This window comes from Nocardia sp. NPDC051990 (assembly GCF_040680755.1).
GTDB lineage: Bacteria > Actinomycetota > Actinomycetes > Mycobacteriales > Mycobacteriaceae > Nocardia.
The window spans coordinates 235,776-251,193 of sequence record NZ_JBFAXH010000002.1; the positions used below are offsets into that span (position 1 = coordinate 235,776).

A 15,418-nucleotide genomic window follows, 5' to 3' on the forward strand; every position below is an offset into this window, starting at 1 on the left:
CGTGGCCGGGTGTCATGCGCCGCTGCGTCGCAGGTAGTCGGCGGTGATCGAATGCCCACAGTCGAGTAGTGCCGAGGGTGGTCCGGTGAAGACGATTTCGCCGCCGTGCTTGCCGCCGTCCGGTCCGAGATCGATCACCCAGTCGGCTCGTTTGACAACCTCGAGATCATGTTCGATAACGATGACCGTATTGCCCGCGTCGACCAGCCGGTCCAGCAGGGCGATGAGGCCGTCGACATCGGCCATGTGCAGCCCGGTGGTCGGCTCGTCGAGTACATAGATGCCGCCGCTGCGGTGCAAGTGGTCGGCGAGTTTGATGCGTTGACGTTCACCACCGGAGAGTGAACTCAGCGCGCGACCGAGCGTCAGATAGCCGAGACCGACCTCGTTGAGCGCCCGCAGTGGGGTCCGAATCTTGCCGCCCGCATTGCCATTCCAGAATTCGAGTGCCTGCTCCGCGGTCATATCCAACACGTCGGCGATGGATGCGCCGCGCACGGTATAGCCCAGCACTTCCGGACGGTAGCGGCGCCCGTGACAGCTCTGGCAGACGGTGGTGATCGGGTCCATATACGCGAGATCGGTGAAAATGACACCAGCTCCGCCGCATTCGGCGCATGCGCCCTCGGAATTGAAGCTGAACAACCCCGGTTTGACGCCGTGCTCCTTGGCGAATTCCTGCCGCATCGGGTCCATGATGCCGATGTAGGTGGCGGGGCTCGAGCGCCGGGAGGCGGCGATGGCGGACTGGTCCACCGCGATCGCCTGCGGGTAGGCGGCTACGAACGCACCGGATACCAATGTGCTCTTGCCCGAACCCGCCACACCCGTGACCGCGGTGAGCACGCCGGTGGGGAACCGTGCGGTGAGATTCTTCAGGTTGTACGAATCCGCGCCGGTGACCGTGAGCCAGCCGGTCGGGGTGCGGCTCGCGCTCTTGACCGGTCGCACCCGCCGTAACCGCTCACCGGTCGAAGTGCCTGAGGTGCACAACTTTTCGACGGTGCCTTGGAAGACGACATGACCGCCGTGCCCGCCCGCGCCAGGCCCCATATCCACGATGTGATCGGCGACTGCGATGACATCGGGGGAGTGTTCGACCACCAACACCGTATTGCCCTTGTCGCGCAACTGGATCAACAGCTTGTTCAAACGGCCGATATCGCGCGGATGCATGCCGACGCTGGGTTCGTCGAAGATATAGGTCATCCCGGTGAGACTGGATCCAAGATGTCGAACGACCTTGAGCCGCTGCGCTTCTCCACCGGACAGCGTGGCTGTCTCGCGATCCAGCGAAAGATAGCCGAGCCCGACCTCCTCGATCCGGCGCAACCGGACAATTGCGGCGTCAGCGATCGGCGTGGCAGGCGTCTCATCGAGTTCGCCGAGCACCTCGATGAGTTCGGAGACTTCCTTACGGCCGTAGTCGGCGATGCCGAATCCGTTGATCCTGCTCGCCAGTGCAGCGGAATTCAACCGTGCGCCACCGCATTCCGGACATGTCTGTGCCTGGACGACTGCCATCGCTGCCGCACGATTCTTATCGCTCAGCGCACCGAGGTCGCGTTTGATGTAGAGCCGATCGAAGCGCTCCAGCAGTCCCTCATAGGCATTGCTGCCCATCGAACCGCTTTTGTTCAGGCGTGGTACCCGGAATCCGTTGCCGCGCAGGAACAACTGCCACTCATCCGGGGTGAAGTCGCGTAGTGGCCTGTCCGGATCAAAGAGTCCGGACTCCGCGAAGATCTGCCACTGAAAAGTCCCTACCGCGAACGGTGGAAAGTTGATCGCGCCCTCATTGAGCGACTTCGAGGTGTCGAGCAGTTTGTCCAGATCCGGCCGCACTACCTGACCGAGTCCGCCGCACTCCGGGCACATGCCCAACGGGTCGTTGAACGAATAGTTGGTCGCCGCACCGGCACTCGGCTCACCGTGCCGCGAGAACAGCACCCGGATGATGGACTGTATATCGGTCATGGTGCCGACGGTGGAGCGGGAATTTCCGCCGATGGGCTTCTGGTCGACCACCACCGCGGGCGCGAGATTGTCGATCACATCGGCCTCGGGCCGCTCGTACTTGGGCAGTCGGTTGCGAATGAACCAGGTGAAGGTCTCATTGAGCTGACGCTGCGATTCGACGGCCACGGTGCCGAAGACCACCGACGATTTGCCCGATCCGGATACGCCGGTGAAGACGACGATCTTGCCTTTGGGGATAGCCAGGGAGATATTGCGCAGGTTGTTGGCGCGGGCCCCGATGATCTGGATGGTGTCTCGGTCTGCGTTCACGATCGCCACGGTAGGCCTGAATGAGGTCAGGATCGGTCCGCATTTCGAGTGATACTGGGAGCTGTGACCGAAACCGCCGCCCGCCTGCTGCAAGTGCTGTCGTTGCTACAGACCCGTCGCGAATGGACCGGGCCGGAATTGGCCGAACGCCTCGGTGTGACCGTGCGGACGGTGCGCCGCGATATCGAGCGGCTGCGTGAGCTGGAATATCCGGTGCACGCGAGCCTCGGTTCGATCGGCGGCTACCGCCTGGCGGCGGGGACCGCGCTGCCACCGCTGCTGCTCGACGACGACGAGGCGGTCGCGATCACGCTCGGACTGCGCGATGTCGCACTCGGCGCGGTCGAGGGCATCGACGAGTCATCGGCCCGCGCGCTGGTCAAACTCCAACAGGTGCTGCCCGACCGGCTGCGCCGCCGCGTCGAGGCGGTGCGGTCAGCGACGGTATCGCTGGGCGGACCCGCCGCCGGACCACTCGTCGACCCCGACACCCTGGTCGTCCTGGCCGCCGCCTGCCGCGACGGCGAACGCATTCGCTTCCGCTACCGCGATAAGAGCGATACCGAAACCCGTCGGCTGGCCGAACCGCACAACCTCGTCTCCGCGGGCCGCCGCTGGTACCTCGTCGCCTGGGATATCGACCGCGCCGATTGGCGCACCTTCCGCGTGGACGGCGTCGACGCGCCGCAGCCGATCGGAATACGCAGTACACCAAGGGAATTGCCCACCGAGGACGCTGCCGTCTTCGTCGCCCGAGCGCTGGCCCGGTCTCGCCCCATCCACCGGGTGACCTTCCTCGTGCACGCCTCGGCCCCGGACCTGATCGAGAGCTTCCGGGTCCCCTCCGAGGAAATCGAACCCATCGACGACAACACCTGCCTGTTGCGCGCCAGCGCCGATTCCTTGGCATGGACTGCCGTCCGAATCGCCCACCTGGGGTTGGAGTTCGAGGTCAGGGATCCACCGGAGATGGCGGATTTGCTGGCCGACCTCGGCCGCAAACTCCTGCGCGCGGCGGGCCGGGCAACAGATGCGTAGCGTCATGAATCATGGTGGCGGATTGCGCGTCTCGTCCTTGCGAAGGAGTTCCGTGACCTCCTCGCCGATTGCCGATGTCAGCCGGTCGGGGCAGGCGATGCCGAGCGTGCGGGCGAGTTCGACAGCATAAGACCCGGTCCTCCGTAAATCCCAGCTGGAACAGGCCACCTCGGCCGCGAAGGGATCACCATTACCGGACCGTTGTCGCTGCACCGTGGTGCGGTGCACGCTTCGACGAAGTAGCTCAGGAGGCCAGCGCTGCCGTCAACGCCCGAGCGATATCGACTGTGGTGGCGATGAATTCGTCGCGTTCGGATTTGGTGGTCGATGCCAGCAGTGGTCCCGATTGGACCTCGTACGCGGCGGTGCCCGTCGCATCGAAAACCGGTGCGGCGAGGTAACTCAGTGGGAGTTCGGCGTCGGAGTCGAGTTCGGTCTTGGTGAATGGCCGCGAGGTGAGAAACGCGAGGCGGCGTAGGGCGCGGGCACGCAGGTGCGGCTGCATGAGGTCGGTCCCCATCGCACCGAGTAGGTCGGCGAGCAGTTCGACTGTGCCCGCATCGTCGGTCCGTGGCCGAAACAGGGCGACGCCACGATCACGGACAAGCATGAGCAGTCCGCTCGCGATGCGGCGGTCCGAGTCGGGTGCGGTTGCCAGCCAGGTGTTCTGTTCGGCCGCCGAGCGCCATGGCATAACGCTGGCACCGGCGGGAAATTGCAGCGGGATGCGGTGGCCGACCGGGATGCCGGGCACGACGCGTTCGGGCCCGTGGCGCACATCGAGCACGGTGAGGTGATCGGGTTCGATACGACTCAAGGTCGCGCCGTAGCCGGTCCGCGCGGTGAGTTCGGTGAGGATTTCGCCGAGTGTGTGTGGCAGCGCCGGACCCTGCAGATTCGCGAGCGTTGGACCGAGACCATAGCCGCGGTTCGCATCCCGCCGCACCCAGCCCGCCGAATCCAGTTCGGCCAGGATCGCCGTCGCGGTCGCGCGGGCGATATCAAGGCGGTTCGCAATGCCCGCGACGCTGATCGGCTCCGGTGCCGCGGCGAGCAGCGACACGATATCGATGACGCGGCGGGTCGGCGGGGACGGGGACCGGTCGGACATGGGCAATCCCTTGTGCGGTTCAGCGTAACGGTTCTACGATGACGAATATTACGACATTTGGCGTCGAATATTCGATAGTTGGAGCTCCTATGATCCTGGATAGATTCCGAATCGACGGACAGGTCGCCGTCGTCACCGGCGCGGGGCGCGGCCTCGGCGCGGCGATCGCGGTGGCCTTCGCGGAGGCGGGCGCGGATGTCGTCATCGCATCCCGCACCAAGAGTCAGCTGGACGAGGTCGCCGAGCAGGTGGCGGCGGTGGGCCGCCAGGCCCATGTGGTGCCTGCGGATCTGAGCGATATCGAGGCGACTGCCGGGTTGGCCGGCGCGGCCGTCGAACGCTTCGGGCGGCTCGATATCGTGGTCAACAATGTCGGCGGCGCGCTGCCCTGCCCACTGCTCGATACGACGCCGGATGCGCTGGTGGAGGCATTCAACTTCAACGTCACCAATGCGCACGCGCTGGTTCGCTCGGCAGTGCCGAAGATTCTCGAAACCGCCGGTGGCGGTTCGATTCTCAATATCACCTCGACCATGGGCCGCCTGCCCGGCCGCGCCTTCGTCTCCTACGGAACAGCGAAAGCGGCACTGGCGCACTACACTCGGTTGGCGGCGATGGATCTGAATCCGCGCATCCGGGTGAATGCCATTGCGCCCGGATCGATTCTGACCTCCGCGTTGGAGATCGTGGCGGGCAATGATGCGATGCGCACCGAGTTGGAGGCCAAGACGCCGTTGCACCGCATCGGCGAACCCGAGGATATCGCCGCCGCCGCACTGTATTTGGTGTCGCCCGCCGGAAAGTACGTCACGGGCAAGGTACTCGAACCCGACGGTGGCCTGATCGCGCCGAATCTCGATCTTCCGCTTCCGGATCTGTCATGAGCTACCGCGTAGTTCAATGGGGCACCGGAAATGTCGGTGCGCATGCGCTGGCGGGTGTGATCGCGAATCCGGATCTCGAGCTGGTCGGGGTGTGGGTGTCGGGTTCAAAGAAGGACGGGCTCGATGCGGGAACCATTGCCGGACTCGAGCATCCGGTTGGTGTGACCGCGACGACGGATACCGAGGCGATCCTGGCCGCGAAACCCGACTGTGTCGTGTACTGCTCGATGACCGACAATCGCCTGCTGGAGGCCGTCGAGGAGCTGCGCAGACTGCTCAGCGCGGGCATCAATGTGGTGGCGTGCGCGCCGGTATTCTTCCAATACCCGTACGGCGTGCTGCCCGACGAACTGCTGAAGCCGATCCAAGAGGCTGCGGCACAAGGCAATTCGTCACTGTGGGTCAATGGCATCGATCCCGGTTTCGCCAATGACCTGCTGCCGCTCGCGCTCGCGGGCACCTGCCTGCGCATCGACCAATTGCGGTGTCTGGAGATCGTCGACTACGCGAGCTACGACAACCGCGAGGTCATGTTCGAGATCATGGGGTTCGGCAAACCGTTGGACGAGATCCCGATGTTGTTGCAGCCAGGGGTGTTATCGCTCGCGTGGGGCGGCACCGTCCGCCAGTTGGCGGCGGGTATCGGCGTCACCCTCGACGCCGTCACCCAGACCTATGAACGCATCCCCGCCCCCGAATCCTTCGATATCACCACCGGCCATATCGCCGAAGGTACCGCTGCCGCACTGCGTTTCGAGGTCCGCGGCATGGTCGGCGACGAACCCGTGACGGTTCTCGAGCACGTCACCCGGCTACGTCCCGACCTGTGCCCCGACTGGCCGCAACCCGCCCACCACGAGGGCTCCTACCACGTCGAGATAACCGGCGAGCCGAGCTACGCCATGGACCTGGTCACGTCGAGCCGCAACGGTGACCACAACCATGCCACCCTCCTGGCCACCGCTATGCGCATCGTCAATGCGATCCCGGCCGTGGTTCAGGCCCCGGCGGGCATCCGCACCGCCCTCGACCTTCCCCTCATCACCGCACCCGCCACCCGCCCGGCGTAGTTCCCCGGGGATTCGCACCCGCGATGGGGCACCCACAATGGGTGCGAATCGCCGTCCTATTTCTGTGTCGCCCACATGTTGGTCAGCAGTTGGAAGCTGGGAGTGTCGGCGAGGGCCTGCATCGATTCGTAAATGCGTTGGTAACTGGTCGAAGTGATACGCCAGTGGCCGTCCGGATCGAGTCGGTAGGTATCGGAGTAATAGCCCGCGCCGCGGATGAGGATGCCGTATTCGGTAGCAATCACGGTGTCCTCGAAAGCCCATGAGCCCGTTGCGGTATCGCCGTCCACGGTTATCTCGGGATGGTTCGCGATATGGGTGGTGACCACATTGGGGCCGAGGTTCTCGCGCATGAATGCGGTGACCGCGTCGCGGCCGTCGAGGGTCAGCGGTTCACCAAGGGCATGGGTGCCGTAGCGACCGGCGACGTCGACGGCGAGGGTCTTGCCGAAATCGTCCCATTGTTTGAGATCAAGGGTCCGGAAGTAGCGATATTTGAGCTGTCGGACGGCTTCGATCGCGGCGAGATCCATCCGTTCAGCTTGACATTTGCCGAGGCCGCAGACAAGAACCTGTTCTACTTTCTTCGGGCCGCCGTGGCATGGTTCGCCAATGCGTCGAGCGTGGTGATCCGACCGGCGGGCACCTCGATGTCCATCGCAATGGCATCCGGGCCCGCGGTGGAAAAGCTGAAGTCGAAGAATCCGCAGCAGGAGCTCTCGCGGGCCGCGAGGTCGCGGGCTTCCTCCTCATGGGTCGCGGCGAATTCCAACCGCACCCGGGTGGGTGCGATGCGCTCGACTCGACGCAACGCGGTCGCGAAGAGGCGGGTTGGTCAGCCTCGATCCCAGTCGTGACCCCAATAGCTGTCGGCGGTCATTTCCTCTGCGGTGTAGGTGTTCTCGTCGACCAGCATGCCCTCGGTACCGAATTCGAGATCCCAGCCGCCGGGTGTCCGGACATAGAAGGAGACTATTTTGTCGTTGGTGTGGCGGCCGAGCGTCGAGGACAGGTGATATCCGGCCTTGTTCACCCGGTCGAGCGCGCGGCCGACATCGTCGAGACTGTCGACCTCGACCATGATGTGCACCAGTCCCGAGCCCTCCGTACCACCGGAGGGGATCAGCGCCAGGCTGTGGTGGCGCTGATTCACACCCAGGAATCGGATACGCACCGGACCGTATTCCGGCGGCGTCGGCAGCCGGAACGCACCACGTGGCAGGAAGCCGAGGACGTCGGTATAGAAGTGGAAGGCGCCGTCGAGATCGGGGACCGGCAGCACTGCGTGGCCGAGGCCGAGTCCCGCGGTGACGAAACGGTTTCCGTACTTCCCGACCACCGGGCTGTGGTCCAGGACCGGGCCGTGGAAGATCTCGACAATGGTGCCAGCGGGATCGCGGAAGGTGAACGCCTCCTCCACACTGCGGGCATCCGCCTCCGCCACGGTAAGCGCGGTGACTTCGATTCCAGCCTTCGCCACGGCATCTCGTGCCGCGGCGAGTGCGTGATGGTCGCGTACCTCCCAGCCGATGGCGAGCACCTTATCGGTTTCGCCGGGCACCAGGACCAATCGTGCTACATGCTCGTCCATGCGCAGATAGATGGCTTCCGGATCCGGACCGACGCCCTCGGCGAATCCGATCACATCGAAGGCGAAGGTGCGCCAGGCATCCGGGGCGCTGACCGCGACCCGCACATAACCGAGCGAGCTGATGATTGCCATATTCTCCTCATTCATTGGCCTTGAAGTCGAACTCGACTGTTATGGCGCTCCTAGTTTGTCAGCGGCGCGCGTTGGTGGGCTGTCAATTACTGGTTCCGGCTACCGAGAAGATCCGTAGCTGTCTCCGTAGTTTCCGGGATTCGACGCCGTCGGCGTGACGGCACTGTGATTGGGTGCACAAGCGGGTATGCCGAAAACTGACATGCCTAATCGAAATACTTCTAAGCTGTATGGGCTATACAATGGAGGTGCGCCATGACGGTCGAGGTGCTGACCGGTCCAGGGTCCGACGAGCTGTTATCGGGTCCGGGTCATCCGACCACTCGGCCCGCGCAGCCGCCGGTTTCCATGATCGAGCGAATGACCCTGATCCTAGACGCTTTCGACGGTTCGACGCCGACTCTGACGCTGCTCGGTTTGGCCGAGCGAACCGGCCTGCCGCGGTCCACTGTGCACCGCATCCTGGACCAGATGATCCGGTTGCGCTGGTTGGCGCATGCGCCCGGCGGCTACCGCCTCGGCCTGCGTCCGCTGGAACTCGGTGGACTCGCCGCCGATCACAATGAGATTCGCGATGTGGTGAGTCCGCTGCTGCACGATCTGTGTCAACGGACCGGCATGGTGGGTCACCTCGGCATGCTCGACGGGCGCGAGGTGCTGTATCTGGACAAGGTCGGCGGTCGCTACACCGCGAGCGTTCCGACTCGCCTCGGCGGGCGGATGCCCGCGCACAGCACAGCACTCGGCAAGGCGATGCTGGCCTCGCTGGAGCCGAGCATTATCGAGACCTCCTTCCGGGAGCGGTTGCCGCAGTTGACGCCGCGGACCATTTGTGATCGGGCGGAACTGCACCGTGAGTTGACGCGGATCCGGCATCGGCAGGGGATTGCCGTGGACAACGAGGAGTCGGTGTCCGGGATCGTTTGTGTCGCGGTGCCGATTCGGGGGCGTGGTGCCGCAGTGGGGGCCATGTCGCTGTCCGGCGGAATCGGCGGGGATCGGACGGCCATGGATGCCGCGCGGTTCGCGCGGGTGTTGGTTGAGGCCGCGCATGAGGCGGGTCGGGCGTTGTTTCCGCGGCATGCTCGGTGGCATTGATTCGAGGTCTGCTGCGGGGCGTTGTGGTTGGTGAAGCGCCATCTTTGGGCGGAAGCTGGAAAAGAACACGATCGCGCCCTGTCCGGCCGCGCGCATCACCGGGATCGCGGCCTGGGAAGCGATGACGGTGTAAGGGTTGACCTCAATGGGCCGTTGCCATTTCGCGCGGTCGGTGTCCTCGGCGATGAACCGGCATGCTCCACCCCGCATTTGTTCACCAGCACATCGAACTGCCCTCCGCAATCTCACCGTTATCACGGTGCCGTATCAGTGCTGTACCGGGCGGTCCAGACTGCTATTCGACTTGTTCCCGCACCGTATGGTCGGATCTCAGCAAGATCGTTCCCCGAGTAGGAGGCGACACCTATGCCGAAGTATTTGTGGCGGGTCAGCTACTCCCAAGAAGGCGCGCGCGGACTGATCGCCCAGGGCGGCAGTGCCCGCCATGCGGCGATCAAGGAGATGGTCGAGAGCGTCGGCGGCCACGTGGAGCTCTGCTATTTCGCCTTCGGCGACGATGATCTGTTCGTGATCGGCGACGTTCCGAACGAGGTCGCGGCAGCGGCGCTGGCCATTCGCACCGCGGCCAGCGGCGGGGCGATATCGCATACGGTCACACTGCTGACCCCGGAGCAGATCGACGAAGCGGTTGCCCGGGAAGTGACCTATCAACCGCCTGTGGCGGCGGAGTAGGCGCTGTCGGCATCGTGATCGAGTGCGCGGGGAGATGCCGGTAGCCGTGTGATCCGATCGAGGATGAGCCGTCGCGGGCATTGCGGACGACCGCGAGGCATTCATGAGATTCGATGTCGATCCGCGGCCCCGGCAGCCAACCGAGCTGCCCGTGCAGCAGGCCCACTCTCAAATCTGTGTCAAATGCCATTGCGCCGCAGTCGCGGCGGCGGCCGTTCGGTTCGGCACGTCGATTTTGCGCAGAACTCGTTCGAGATGGGTGGCCACGGTCGCTGCCCCGATTCCGAGCTGCCGTCCGATCGTGGCGTTGGAGGCTCCGGTCGGAAGCTTGGCGAGCACTTCGAGCTCACGCATGGTCAGTCCCAGCGGCGGATCGATCGAACGGTAGACGACCAGCGTCGCGCCGGACCGGACGGGCTCCATACTCACCTGCATCGCCACGTCGTTCCCGACGAACAGGTGATCGGCGGGACGCCGCGCTCGCGCGGCCGCACGGGCTAGGGAGTTTCCGGTCGTGTGACGAGCGAAGAGCTTGTCGAGAGATTGATCACCGGTCAGGGCCTGCAATGACCCGTCGGCGTCGATGACCAGAGCTGAATCGGCAACGCCGATCGGACTGTGGATCGGTCGGGGCGCGATGGGATCCAAGACATCGGCGAGCGTCTCAGCCAGCAGGGTGACTGTGACGACAGATTGCTGATCGATCCGTTGTCCTCCAGTCGTGCTCAGGTTCAGCATGCCGATGTAGCGGCCGTCCCGGGCGAACAGGCACTGGGTCAGACCATCGCTGTATTTCTGCGGCCGGATCACTTGGTCGAAGATCGGACCGCACCTTTCTCGATCGGGAAGGTCGCGAAGTCGTACTGGTATCGGGCCCCGGACCCGAGGGAACAACGGGTCGGTATGCATAGAGCCCTCGACCATCTGGATGGACTTGGGTGGATAGCCGAAGCTTGCGGCGGTGACGTGCCGACCGACTCGGGGATCCCAGCGCGACAGTGCCGCGTGACGATAGGGCACTGCGTCGGCCAACTCGAACAGCGCCCGTCCTGACGACATCTCGTGTCGGGCGCCCGCTCCGGGTACCGCCGCCAATGCAGTTCTGAGACGGATCGCAGCCTCGAGCCGATCAGCTGCGGTCGCTTCCATGAAGGCAGTATGACCTGGCTCACGTGTCACGACCACAGGGCCACGAGATTTTCCCCACCACTGCGGTCGATGACATCCGTCGATCGACGGACGTCATGACGGAGGTCGACTCCTAACCTGGCATCCACTTTCCACCACCCACCACGGAGGTTTCCGATGGATATCGCCGACTACACCTCTCGCGATGCCACCGAGCTCGCCGCGCTGATCAGCACCGGGCAGGTCAGCGCCGCCGAGGTACACCGCGCGGCAGCTGCAGCCCTCGACCAGGTCGATCCCCAGCTGGGCGCCATCGCCGGGGAACGATTCGACCATCCACTCGACTACCACGAGTCGGGACCATTTTGCGGCGTGCCGTTCGCGATCAAGGACCTCATCACCCACGCCGCGGGGATACCGCAGCGCAATGGCAGCAGGTTGTTCGGCCCGGGTATCGCCTATCCGTACGACAACCACCTCATGACGCGATTCCGCCGTGCCGGGCTGGCCACCATGGCAGTCACCACATCACCTGAGCTCGGGTTCAACGCCACCACAGAAGCAGTGGCCTACGGTCGACCCACCCGCAATCCGTGGGATCCGGAGCGCAGTCCCGGTGGATCCAGTGGTGGGTCCGCGGCGCTGGTCGCCGCTGGTGCCCTCCCGTTCGCCCACGCCAACGATGGCGGCGGCTCCATCCGCATACCGGCCGCGGCGTGCGGACTGGTGGGGCTCAAACCCAGCCGCGGCCGCATCACCGCTGGCCCGGACCATGCGGACCCACTGCTTGGGTTGGGCATCGAGTTCGCTGTGACGCGCACCGTACGCGATTGTGCGGCCTTGTTCGACGCCGTGCATGGATCCGAGCCCGGCGACAAGTACCTCTTTCCCGCCCCGAACCGACCTTGTGCGGACTTGATCACCCAGGAGTTGCCTCCGCTGCGCATCGCGTTCAGCACCACTGCCCTAGATCCCAGCCGCGGGATTGATCCCGAGTGTGTGCATGCAGTGCGAGCGGTGGCCGATCGGCTCGCCGCGATGGGGCATCATGTCGAGGAATCCACTCCGACTATCGACGCGGCGGCGTTCGACGGGCAAACCTCGATGCATGGTGCAGCTTCCTGAGCGACGTCGTCACCACCTTCGCCGATCAAACAGGCATCGCGGCAGGTCCCGAGCATCTCGAGGCGACCACGCTCGCCTGTGCAGCACATGGCGCCACCCGTACCGCTGCGGACATCTACAGCATCGAACGCGTGTTCAACACCGCCCGACGCGAAGTCGCCCGCTTCCTTACCGGCTACGACATCTACTTGACTCCGACCACAGCCCGACCGAACCTGCCGCTGGGATGCCTCGACGCCAACGACCCGACCCTCGATGCGCACGGCTGGTACAGCAAGATCTTCGACTACGCCCCGTTCACCGCGTTGTTCAATGCCACAGGCAACCCGGCCATCTCGCTTCCGCTCGCCGAATCCGAGCGCGGATGGCCCATCGGTGTCCAATTTGTTGGACGCTATGGCGACGAAGCCACTTTGCTCCAGCTGGCCGCCAATCTAGAAATGGCGATGCCATGGGCCGACCGTCGCCCACCGATCTACGCCGCCTGACAAAACTGGTCGCCTCGCTCGATCGGCATCCGCCCCGACCATGGCTCGATCATCGGCCTGGTCGGGGCGGTGCTGGCCGATGAGTGGCGGCTGTGACCCCTCCGGCTCATCCGAGAATCACTGCACGGTGGGTTGACCACCGGGGCGGCGAGTGGGGGACGCGGCGGTCAGATGATGAATACGGCCAAGACCATGGACGCGACCACGCCCGCGAAAGCCGTGATTTCCCACCGGGCGATACGGATGCCGATGGTCAATGCCGCCAGCGAACACGAGTACAGGTAGAGGATGTTGGTCGCGATCGGGCCGTGCATGATCAGCAGCAGCACCGGTACCGCGAGCGCGCCGAAAGCGCTTTCGGCTTGACGGCGCAGACTCCCGTGTTGCCCGAAGGGCTTGCCGCATTGTGTCTTTCCCGCGGGCTGCCGCTGATCGAACTGTGTATCGGGGTGCCGTTCGCCGCGCTCACTCGGGCCGCCGCCCGAATCCAGAACGAGGTGCTGCAGGCGGAATTGATCGCGACCGTGCATCGCGGGGATGCCCTGGCCACGGCGCTGCTGGCCGCGTAGCGCGGTCTGGATCTGCTCGGCGCGGGGCGCGCGTCGGCATCAACTACCGGCCCGAGGGCAGCCACTACGACCCGCTCCACCACTGGTTCAGGAAACACCACAACCCGCGTACGGCTGAGTTGAACGTCCAAGGTTCCGCCAGAATGACCTCATGAACCAACTGCCCACGCTCTCCACCCCCGAGATCACTTCGGATCGCCTTCGGCTGCGCAAAGCACACGACGACGACCGCGAGGGATTCATCGAGTTACAGACCGACCCCCAAGTGCGGGCATATCTCGGTGGACCACGGCCACACGCCGCTGTCGAGCAGTATCTCGACGCCGTCGGCACCACCAACGTGACAGCCAGCCCAGGCACCTACGTCATCGCGGACAAGGAGACCAACCTGCTCGTCGGAACGTTGATGCTCAACCGCCGATCTGCCGACCAGCCCGGACACCTCGCCGAGGACGGCGAAGAACTGGAACTGACCTATCTGCTGCGCCGCAACGCCTGGGGCGCAGGTCTGGCATTCGAAGCCGCCACCGCCGCACTGCGCACTGCCGCCAACGAACTCCCCGACCAACCGGTCCTGGTCATCACCCAGACGGCAAACCAGCGTTCACTGAAACTCGCCACCCGCCTGGGGTTCCAGACAGTCGGCACATTCGAAGAACATGGCGCCCAGCAGACTCTCGCCACCACCCGACTGCGCACATTCAAATCCTGACGATCGACGGCACGAACTCCGTCACTCGCCCAGCCTTACCTCGCCGAAGTGGAACAGCCTTCATAGGCCAACGGCCGACTTCCGTTGGGACAACAACTCGACGATCTGCCTCGCCGGATGCAATAACGACGGAACCGCACATCGAGTGGGGCGAGTTCGCTGCGGATTGCTGTGACTCCGGAATATGCCTAAGCGGTATAGTCTGATTGTGACCGAAGCGAAGTCTCCGCTGGGTGCCGGGGTGCCCGATCTGCCGACGACGAGTTGGGCAGTGCTCGGCATGCTCTCCCACGCCGACGAACTTTCCGGCTACGACCTGAAAAAGTGGGCCGACTGGAGCCTGCAATTCTTCTATTGGAGCCCGTCGTTCAGTCAGATCTACGCTGAGCTCAAACGCCTCGAGAAACACGGTTATGCCACCTCGCGCACGGTGCTGCAGGATGACGGCGTGCGCGGCAAGCGCATGTACGCCATCACCGAGAGCGGTCGTGCGGCCGCGGCGCAGTGGGTGAACCACGCGCCGGTGGAGGCGCCGGTGCTCAAGCACAGCGTCATGTTGCGGGCCTGGCTGGGGCATCTCGCCGAACCGGATCGATTGCGCGAAATCCTGACCGAGCACATCGGATATGCGGAGCGGATGCGCGCACTGGCCGAGGTCGATGCCGAGGGCGCCGACGAGAATTCGGATCAGGCCTATCCAGGTGCGGTACTGCGCTGGTGCATCCGGCATTACGAGGCCGAGCGCGATTTCGCGAAGGAACTGCTTGCCGACGTGGACAAACTCGCGGCAAAGACCGCGCCGAAGAAGTCTGCGAAGGGCAAAGGCCGCCGCGCCTCCTGATCCTGCGCACCAAGTGGACTACTGGCCCGGCTACCGCGATGAGCTCTCCGGAACCGAAGCCCTCGCACCGGTTTTCGGTGCCTGGGCGCGAATCGGTATTGGCGCGGCTGCATTCGGAATGCCGCACCGGTGACGCGCTCGGCTCGCTGCGCTGCGACTGCGGCGACCAACTCGTCGCCGGTTGCGCGCGGTCGCCGATGAGGGCAGTGGCGTGGTGGTCTACGTGTGCGGACAGGAGACTGGGGCATCGGATTGTTGAACGAGTTGCGTGCGTATGAATTACAGGATTGCGACGCCGATACCGTAGAAGCGAATCTCGCACTGGGGTTGCCGGTCGATGCCCGTGGGTATGCGGCTGGTGCACAGGTATTCGCCGATCTCGCTATCCGGCCGGTCCGGCTGCTCAGCAACAACCCGGCCGAACAGGCGGGCCTGGAACAGTACGGGGTCACAGCGATGCGGCGGCTGCCGCTGCAGGCGACGCCGACCGAACACAACATCCGTTACCTGCGCGCCAAGCGCGACCGGATGGATCGTCAACTCTCGGGTGTGGACGCCGAACCGGCAAGGGCCACCTCGCAGTAACGGATCTTTTCCGATCGGCATTGTCGAATGCTGGCTATTTGCCGTGAGATTGCCGACATGTGCG

At 64.5% G+C, this 15,418-nt stretch carries 19 protein-coding genes and 1 pseudogene; 12 read left to right on the forward strand and 8 right to left on the reverse strand.

Annotated features, from left to right (window positions below):
* Positions 1-12: 12 nt before the first annotated feature.
* Positions 13-2,289 (reverse strand): excinuclease ABC subunit UvrA, encoded by a 2,277-nt coding sequence (locus AB0L63_RS04690; RefSeq protein ID WP_364494596.1) that lies wholly within the window; start codon positions 2,287-2,289, stop codon positions 13-15.
* 63 nt (positions 2,290-2,352) lie between these two features.
* On the opposite strand from AB0L63_RS04690, the gene AB0L63_RS04695 reads away from it, so the two are divergent.
* Positions 2,353-3,327 carry a YafY family protein gene (locus AB0L63_RS04695; protein ID WP_364494599.1) on the forward strand — a complete coding sequence of 325 codons (975 nt, stop codon included), beginning with the start codon at positions 2,353-2,355 and terminating at the stop codon, positions 3,325-3,327.
* 244 nt (positions 3,328-3,571) lie between these two features.
* On the opposite strand, the gene AB0L63_RS04700 is transcribed toward AB0L63_RS04695, so the two are convergent.
* Positions 3,572-4,438: a helix-turn-helix domain-containing protein gene (locus AB0L63_RS04700; RefSeq protein ID WP_364494602.1), complete on the reverse strand. Its 867-nt coding sequence runs from the start codon at positions 4,436-4,438 to the stop codon at positions 3,572-3,574.
* An 89-nt stretch (positions 4,439-4,527) separates the two neighbouring features.
* Here AB0L63_RS04700 and AB0L63_RS04705 point away from each other — a divergent pair, with 89 nt between their 5' ends.
* Both AB0L63_RS04705 and AB0L63_RS04710 read left to right on the forward strand, forming a co-directional pair.
* Positions 4,528-5,322 (forward strand): SDR family oxidoreductase, encoded by a 795-nt coding sequence (locus tag AB0L63_RS04705; RefSeq protein ID WP_364494605.1) that lies wholly within the window; start codon positions 4,528-4,530, stop codon positions 5,320-5,322.
* Positions 5,319-6,392, forward strand: a complete 1,074-nt coding sequence (locus AB0L63_RS04710) for a diacylglycerol kinase (protein ID WP_364494608.1) — start codon at positions 5,319-5,321, stop codon at positions 6,390-6,392. Before AB0L63_RS04705 ends, AB0L63_RS04710 begins: the two co-directional genes overlap by 4 nt.
* Positions 6,393-6,448: 56 nt before the next feature.
* On the opposite strand, the gene AB0L63_RS04715 is transcribed toward AB0L63_RS04710, so the two are convergent.
* The 3 genes from AB0L63_RS04715 to AB0L63_RS04725 are packed head-to-tail and all read right to left on the reverse strand — an operon-like array spanning position 6,449 to position 8,115.
* Complete coding sequence (locus AB0L63_RS04715) at positions 6,449-6,925, reverse strand: nuclear transport factor 2 family protein (protein ID WP_364494611.1); 477 nt, start codon at positions 6,923-6,925, stop codon at positions 6,449-6,451.
* 44 nt (positions 6,926-6,969) lie between these two features.
* Entirely contained in the window at positions 6,970-7,203 is a 234-nt protein-coding gene (locus tag AB0L63_RS04720; RefSeq protein WP_364494614.1) for a hypothetical protein, read from the reverse strand.
* 24 nt (positions 7,204-7,227) lie between these two features.
* Complete coding sequence (locus AB0L63_RS04725; RefSeq protein WP_364494617.1) at positions 7,228-8,115, reverse strand: VOC family protein; 888 nt, start codon at positions 8,113-8,115, stop codon at positions 7,228-7,230.
* Positions 8,116-8,475: 360 nt separating this feature from the next.
* Here AB0L63_RS04725 and AB0L63_RS04730 point away from each other — a divergent pair, with 360 nt between their 5' ends.
* The gene (locus AB0L63_RS04730; protein ID WP_364494620.1) at positions 8,476-9,213 is read left to right on the forward strand and encodes an IclR family transcriptional regulator; all 738 of its coding nucleotides are present in this window, start codon (positions 8,476-8,478) and stop codon (positions 9,211-9,213) included.
* A 54-nt stretch (positions 9,214-9,267) separates the two neighbouring features.
* On the opposite strand, the pseudogene AB0L63_RS04735 reads toward AB0L63_RS04730, so the two are convergent.
* Positions 9,268-9,458 (reverse strand): annotated as a pseudogene (locus tag AB0L63_RS04735) (SDR family NAD(P)-dependent oxidoreductase); the annotation flags it as partial.
* Between the two features lie 121 nt (positions 9,459-9,579).
* Here AB0L63_RS04735 and AB0L63_RS04740 point away from each other — a divergent pair.
* A complete protein-coding gene (locus tag AB0L63_RS04740) occupies positions 9,580-9,906 on the forward strand; it encodes a GYD domain-containing protein (RefSeq protein ID WP_364494624.1) in 327 nt (108 codons plus the stop codon).
* 168 nt (positions 9,907-10,074) lie between these two features.
* Here the strand turns inward: AB0L63_RS04740 and AB0L63_RS04745 are convergent, their stop codons facing one another.
* The gene (locus AB0L63_RS04745; RefSeq protein ID WP_364494626.1) at positions 10,075-11,055 is read right to left on the reverse strand and encodes a LuxR C-terminal-related transcriptional regulator; all 981 of its coding nucleotides are present in this window, start codon (positions 11,053-11,055) and stop codon (positions 10,075-10,077) included.
* A 156-nt stretch (positions 11,056-11,211) separates the two neighbouring features.
* Here AB0L63_RS04745 and AB0L63_RS04750 point away from each other — a divergent pair, with 156 nt between their 5' ends.
* Both AB0L63_RS04750 and AB0L63_RS04755 read left to right on the forward strand, forming a co-directional pair.
* Positions 11,212-12,159, forward strand: coding sequence for an amidase family protein (locus AB0L63_RS04750; protein WP_364494629.1), 948 nt, complete (start codon positions 11,212-11,214; stop codon positions 12,157-12,159).
* Between the two features lie 131 nt (positions 12,160-12,290).
* Entirely contained in the window at positions 12,291-12,647 is a 357-nt protein-coding gene (locus tag AB0L63_RS04755; RefSeq protein ID WP_364494632.1) for an amidase family protein, read from the forward strand.
* A 167-nt stretch (positions 12,648-12,814) separates the two neighbouring features.
* On the opposite strand, the gene AB0L63_RS04760 is transcribed toward AB0L63_RS04755, so the two are convergent.
* On the reverse strand, positions 12,815-12,976 hold the full coding sequence (locus tag AB0L63_RS04760; RefSeq protein WP_364494635.1) for a hypothetical protein: 162 nt from the start codon (positions 12,974-12,976) through the stop codon (positions 12,815-12,817).
* Between the two features lie 33 nt (positions 12,977-13,009).
* Here AB0L63_RS04760 and AB0L63_RS04765 point away from each other — a divergent pair, with 33 nt between their 5' ends.
* The 5 genes from AB0L63_RS04765 to AB0L63_RS04785 all read left to right on the forward strand — a co-directional run bounded on the left by AB0L63_RS04765 (position 13,010) and on the right by AB0L63_RS04785 (position 15,354).
* Positions 13,010-13,216 (forward strand): hypothetical protein, encoded by a 207-nt coding sequence (locus AB0L63_RS04765; protein WP_364494638.1) that lies wholly within the window; start codon positions 13,010-13,012, stop codon positions 13,214-13,216.
* Positions 13,217-13,367: 151 nt separating this feature from the next.
* Positions 13,368-13,928 carry a GNAT family N-acetyltransferase gene (locus tag AB0L63_RS04770; RefSeq protein ID WP_364494640.1) on the forward strand — a complete coding sequence of 187 codons (561 nt, stop codon included), beginning with the start codon at positions 13,368-13,370 and terminating at the stop codon, positions 13,926-13,928.
* Positions 13,929-14,136: 208 nt separating this feature from the next.
* Positions 14,137-14,769 (forward strand): helix-turn-helix transcriptional regulator, encoded by a 633-nt coding sequence (locus tag AB0L63_RS04775; RefSeq protein WP_364494643.1) that lies wholly within the window; start codon positions 14,137-14,139, stop codon positions 14,767-14,769.
* A 38-nt stretch (positions 14,770-14,807) separates the two neighbouring features.
* Complete coding sequence (locus AB0L63_RS04780) at positions 14,808-15,047, forward strand: hypothetical protein (RefSeq protein WP_364494646.1); 240 nt, start codon at positions 14,808-14,810, stop codon at positions 15,045-15,047.
* The gene (locus AB0L63_RS04785) at positions 14,995-15,354 is read left to right on the forward strand and encodes a hypothetical protein (protein ID WP_364494649.1); all 360 of its coding nucleotides are present in this window, start codon (positions 14,995-14,997) and stop codon (positions 15,352-15,354) included. The genes AB0L63_RS04780 and AB0L63_RS04785 overlap by 53 nt, the downstream gene beginning before the upstream one ends.
* The last annotated feature ends 64 nt before the right edge of the window (positions 15,355-15,418 follow it).

Excerpts from the sequence above, each read along its gene's own strand:
- AB0L63_RS04700 (WP_364494602.1), bottom strand. The coding sequence starts at position 4,438 with ATGTCCGACCGGTCCCCGTCCCCGCCGACCCGCCGCGTCATCGATATC.
- AB0L63_RS04705 (WP_364494605.1), top strand. The coding sequence starts at position 4,528 with ATGATCCTGGATAGATTCCGAATCGACGGACAGGTCGCCGTCGTCACC.
- AB0L63_RS04710 (WP_364494608.1), top strand. The coding sequence starts at position 5,319 with ATGAGCTACCGCGTAGTTCAATGGGGCACCGGAAATGTCGGTGCGCAT.
- AB0L63_RS04715 (WP_364494611.1), bottom strand. The coding sequence starts at position 6,925 with ATGGATCTCGCCGCGATCGAAGCCGTCCGACAGCTCAAATATCGCTAC.
- AB0L63_RS04725 (WP_364494617.1), bottom strand. The coding sequence starts at position 8,115 with ATGGCAATCATCAGCTCGCTCGGTTATGTGCGGGTCGCGGTCAGCGCC.
- AB0L63_RS04730 (WP_364494620.1), top strand. The coding sequence starts at position 8,476 with ATGACCCTGATCCTAGACGCTTTCGACGGTTCGACGCCGACTCTGACG.
- AB0L63_RS04740 (WP_364494624.1), top strand. The coding sequence starts at position 9,580 with ATGCCGAAGTATTTGTGGCGGGTCAGCTACTCCCAAGAAGGCGCGCGC.
- AB0L63_RS04745 (WP_364494626.1), bottom strand. The coding sequence starts at position 11,055 with ATGGAAGCGACCGCAGCTGATCGGCTCGAGGCTGCGATCCGTCTCAGA.
- AB0L63_RS04750 (WP_364494629.1), top strand. The coding sequence starts at position 11,212 with ATGGATATCGCCGACTACACCTCTCGCGATGCCACCGAGCTCGCCGCG.
- AB0L63_RS04770 (WP_364494640.1), top strand. The coding sequence starts at position 13,368 with ATGAACCAACTGCCCACGCTCTCCACCCCCGAGATCACTTCGGATCGC.
- AB0L63_RS04780 (WP_364494646.1), top strand. The coding sequence starts at position 14,808 with ATGAGCTCTCCGGAACCGAAGCCCTCGCACCGGTTTTCGGTGCCTGGG.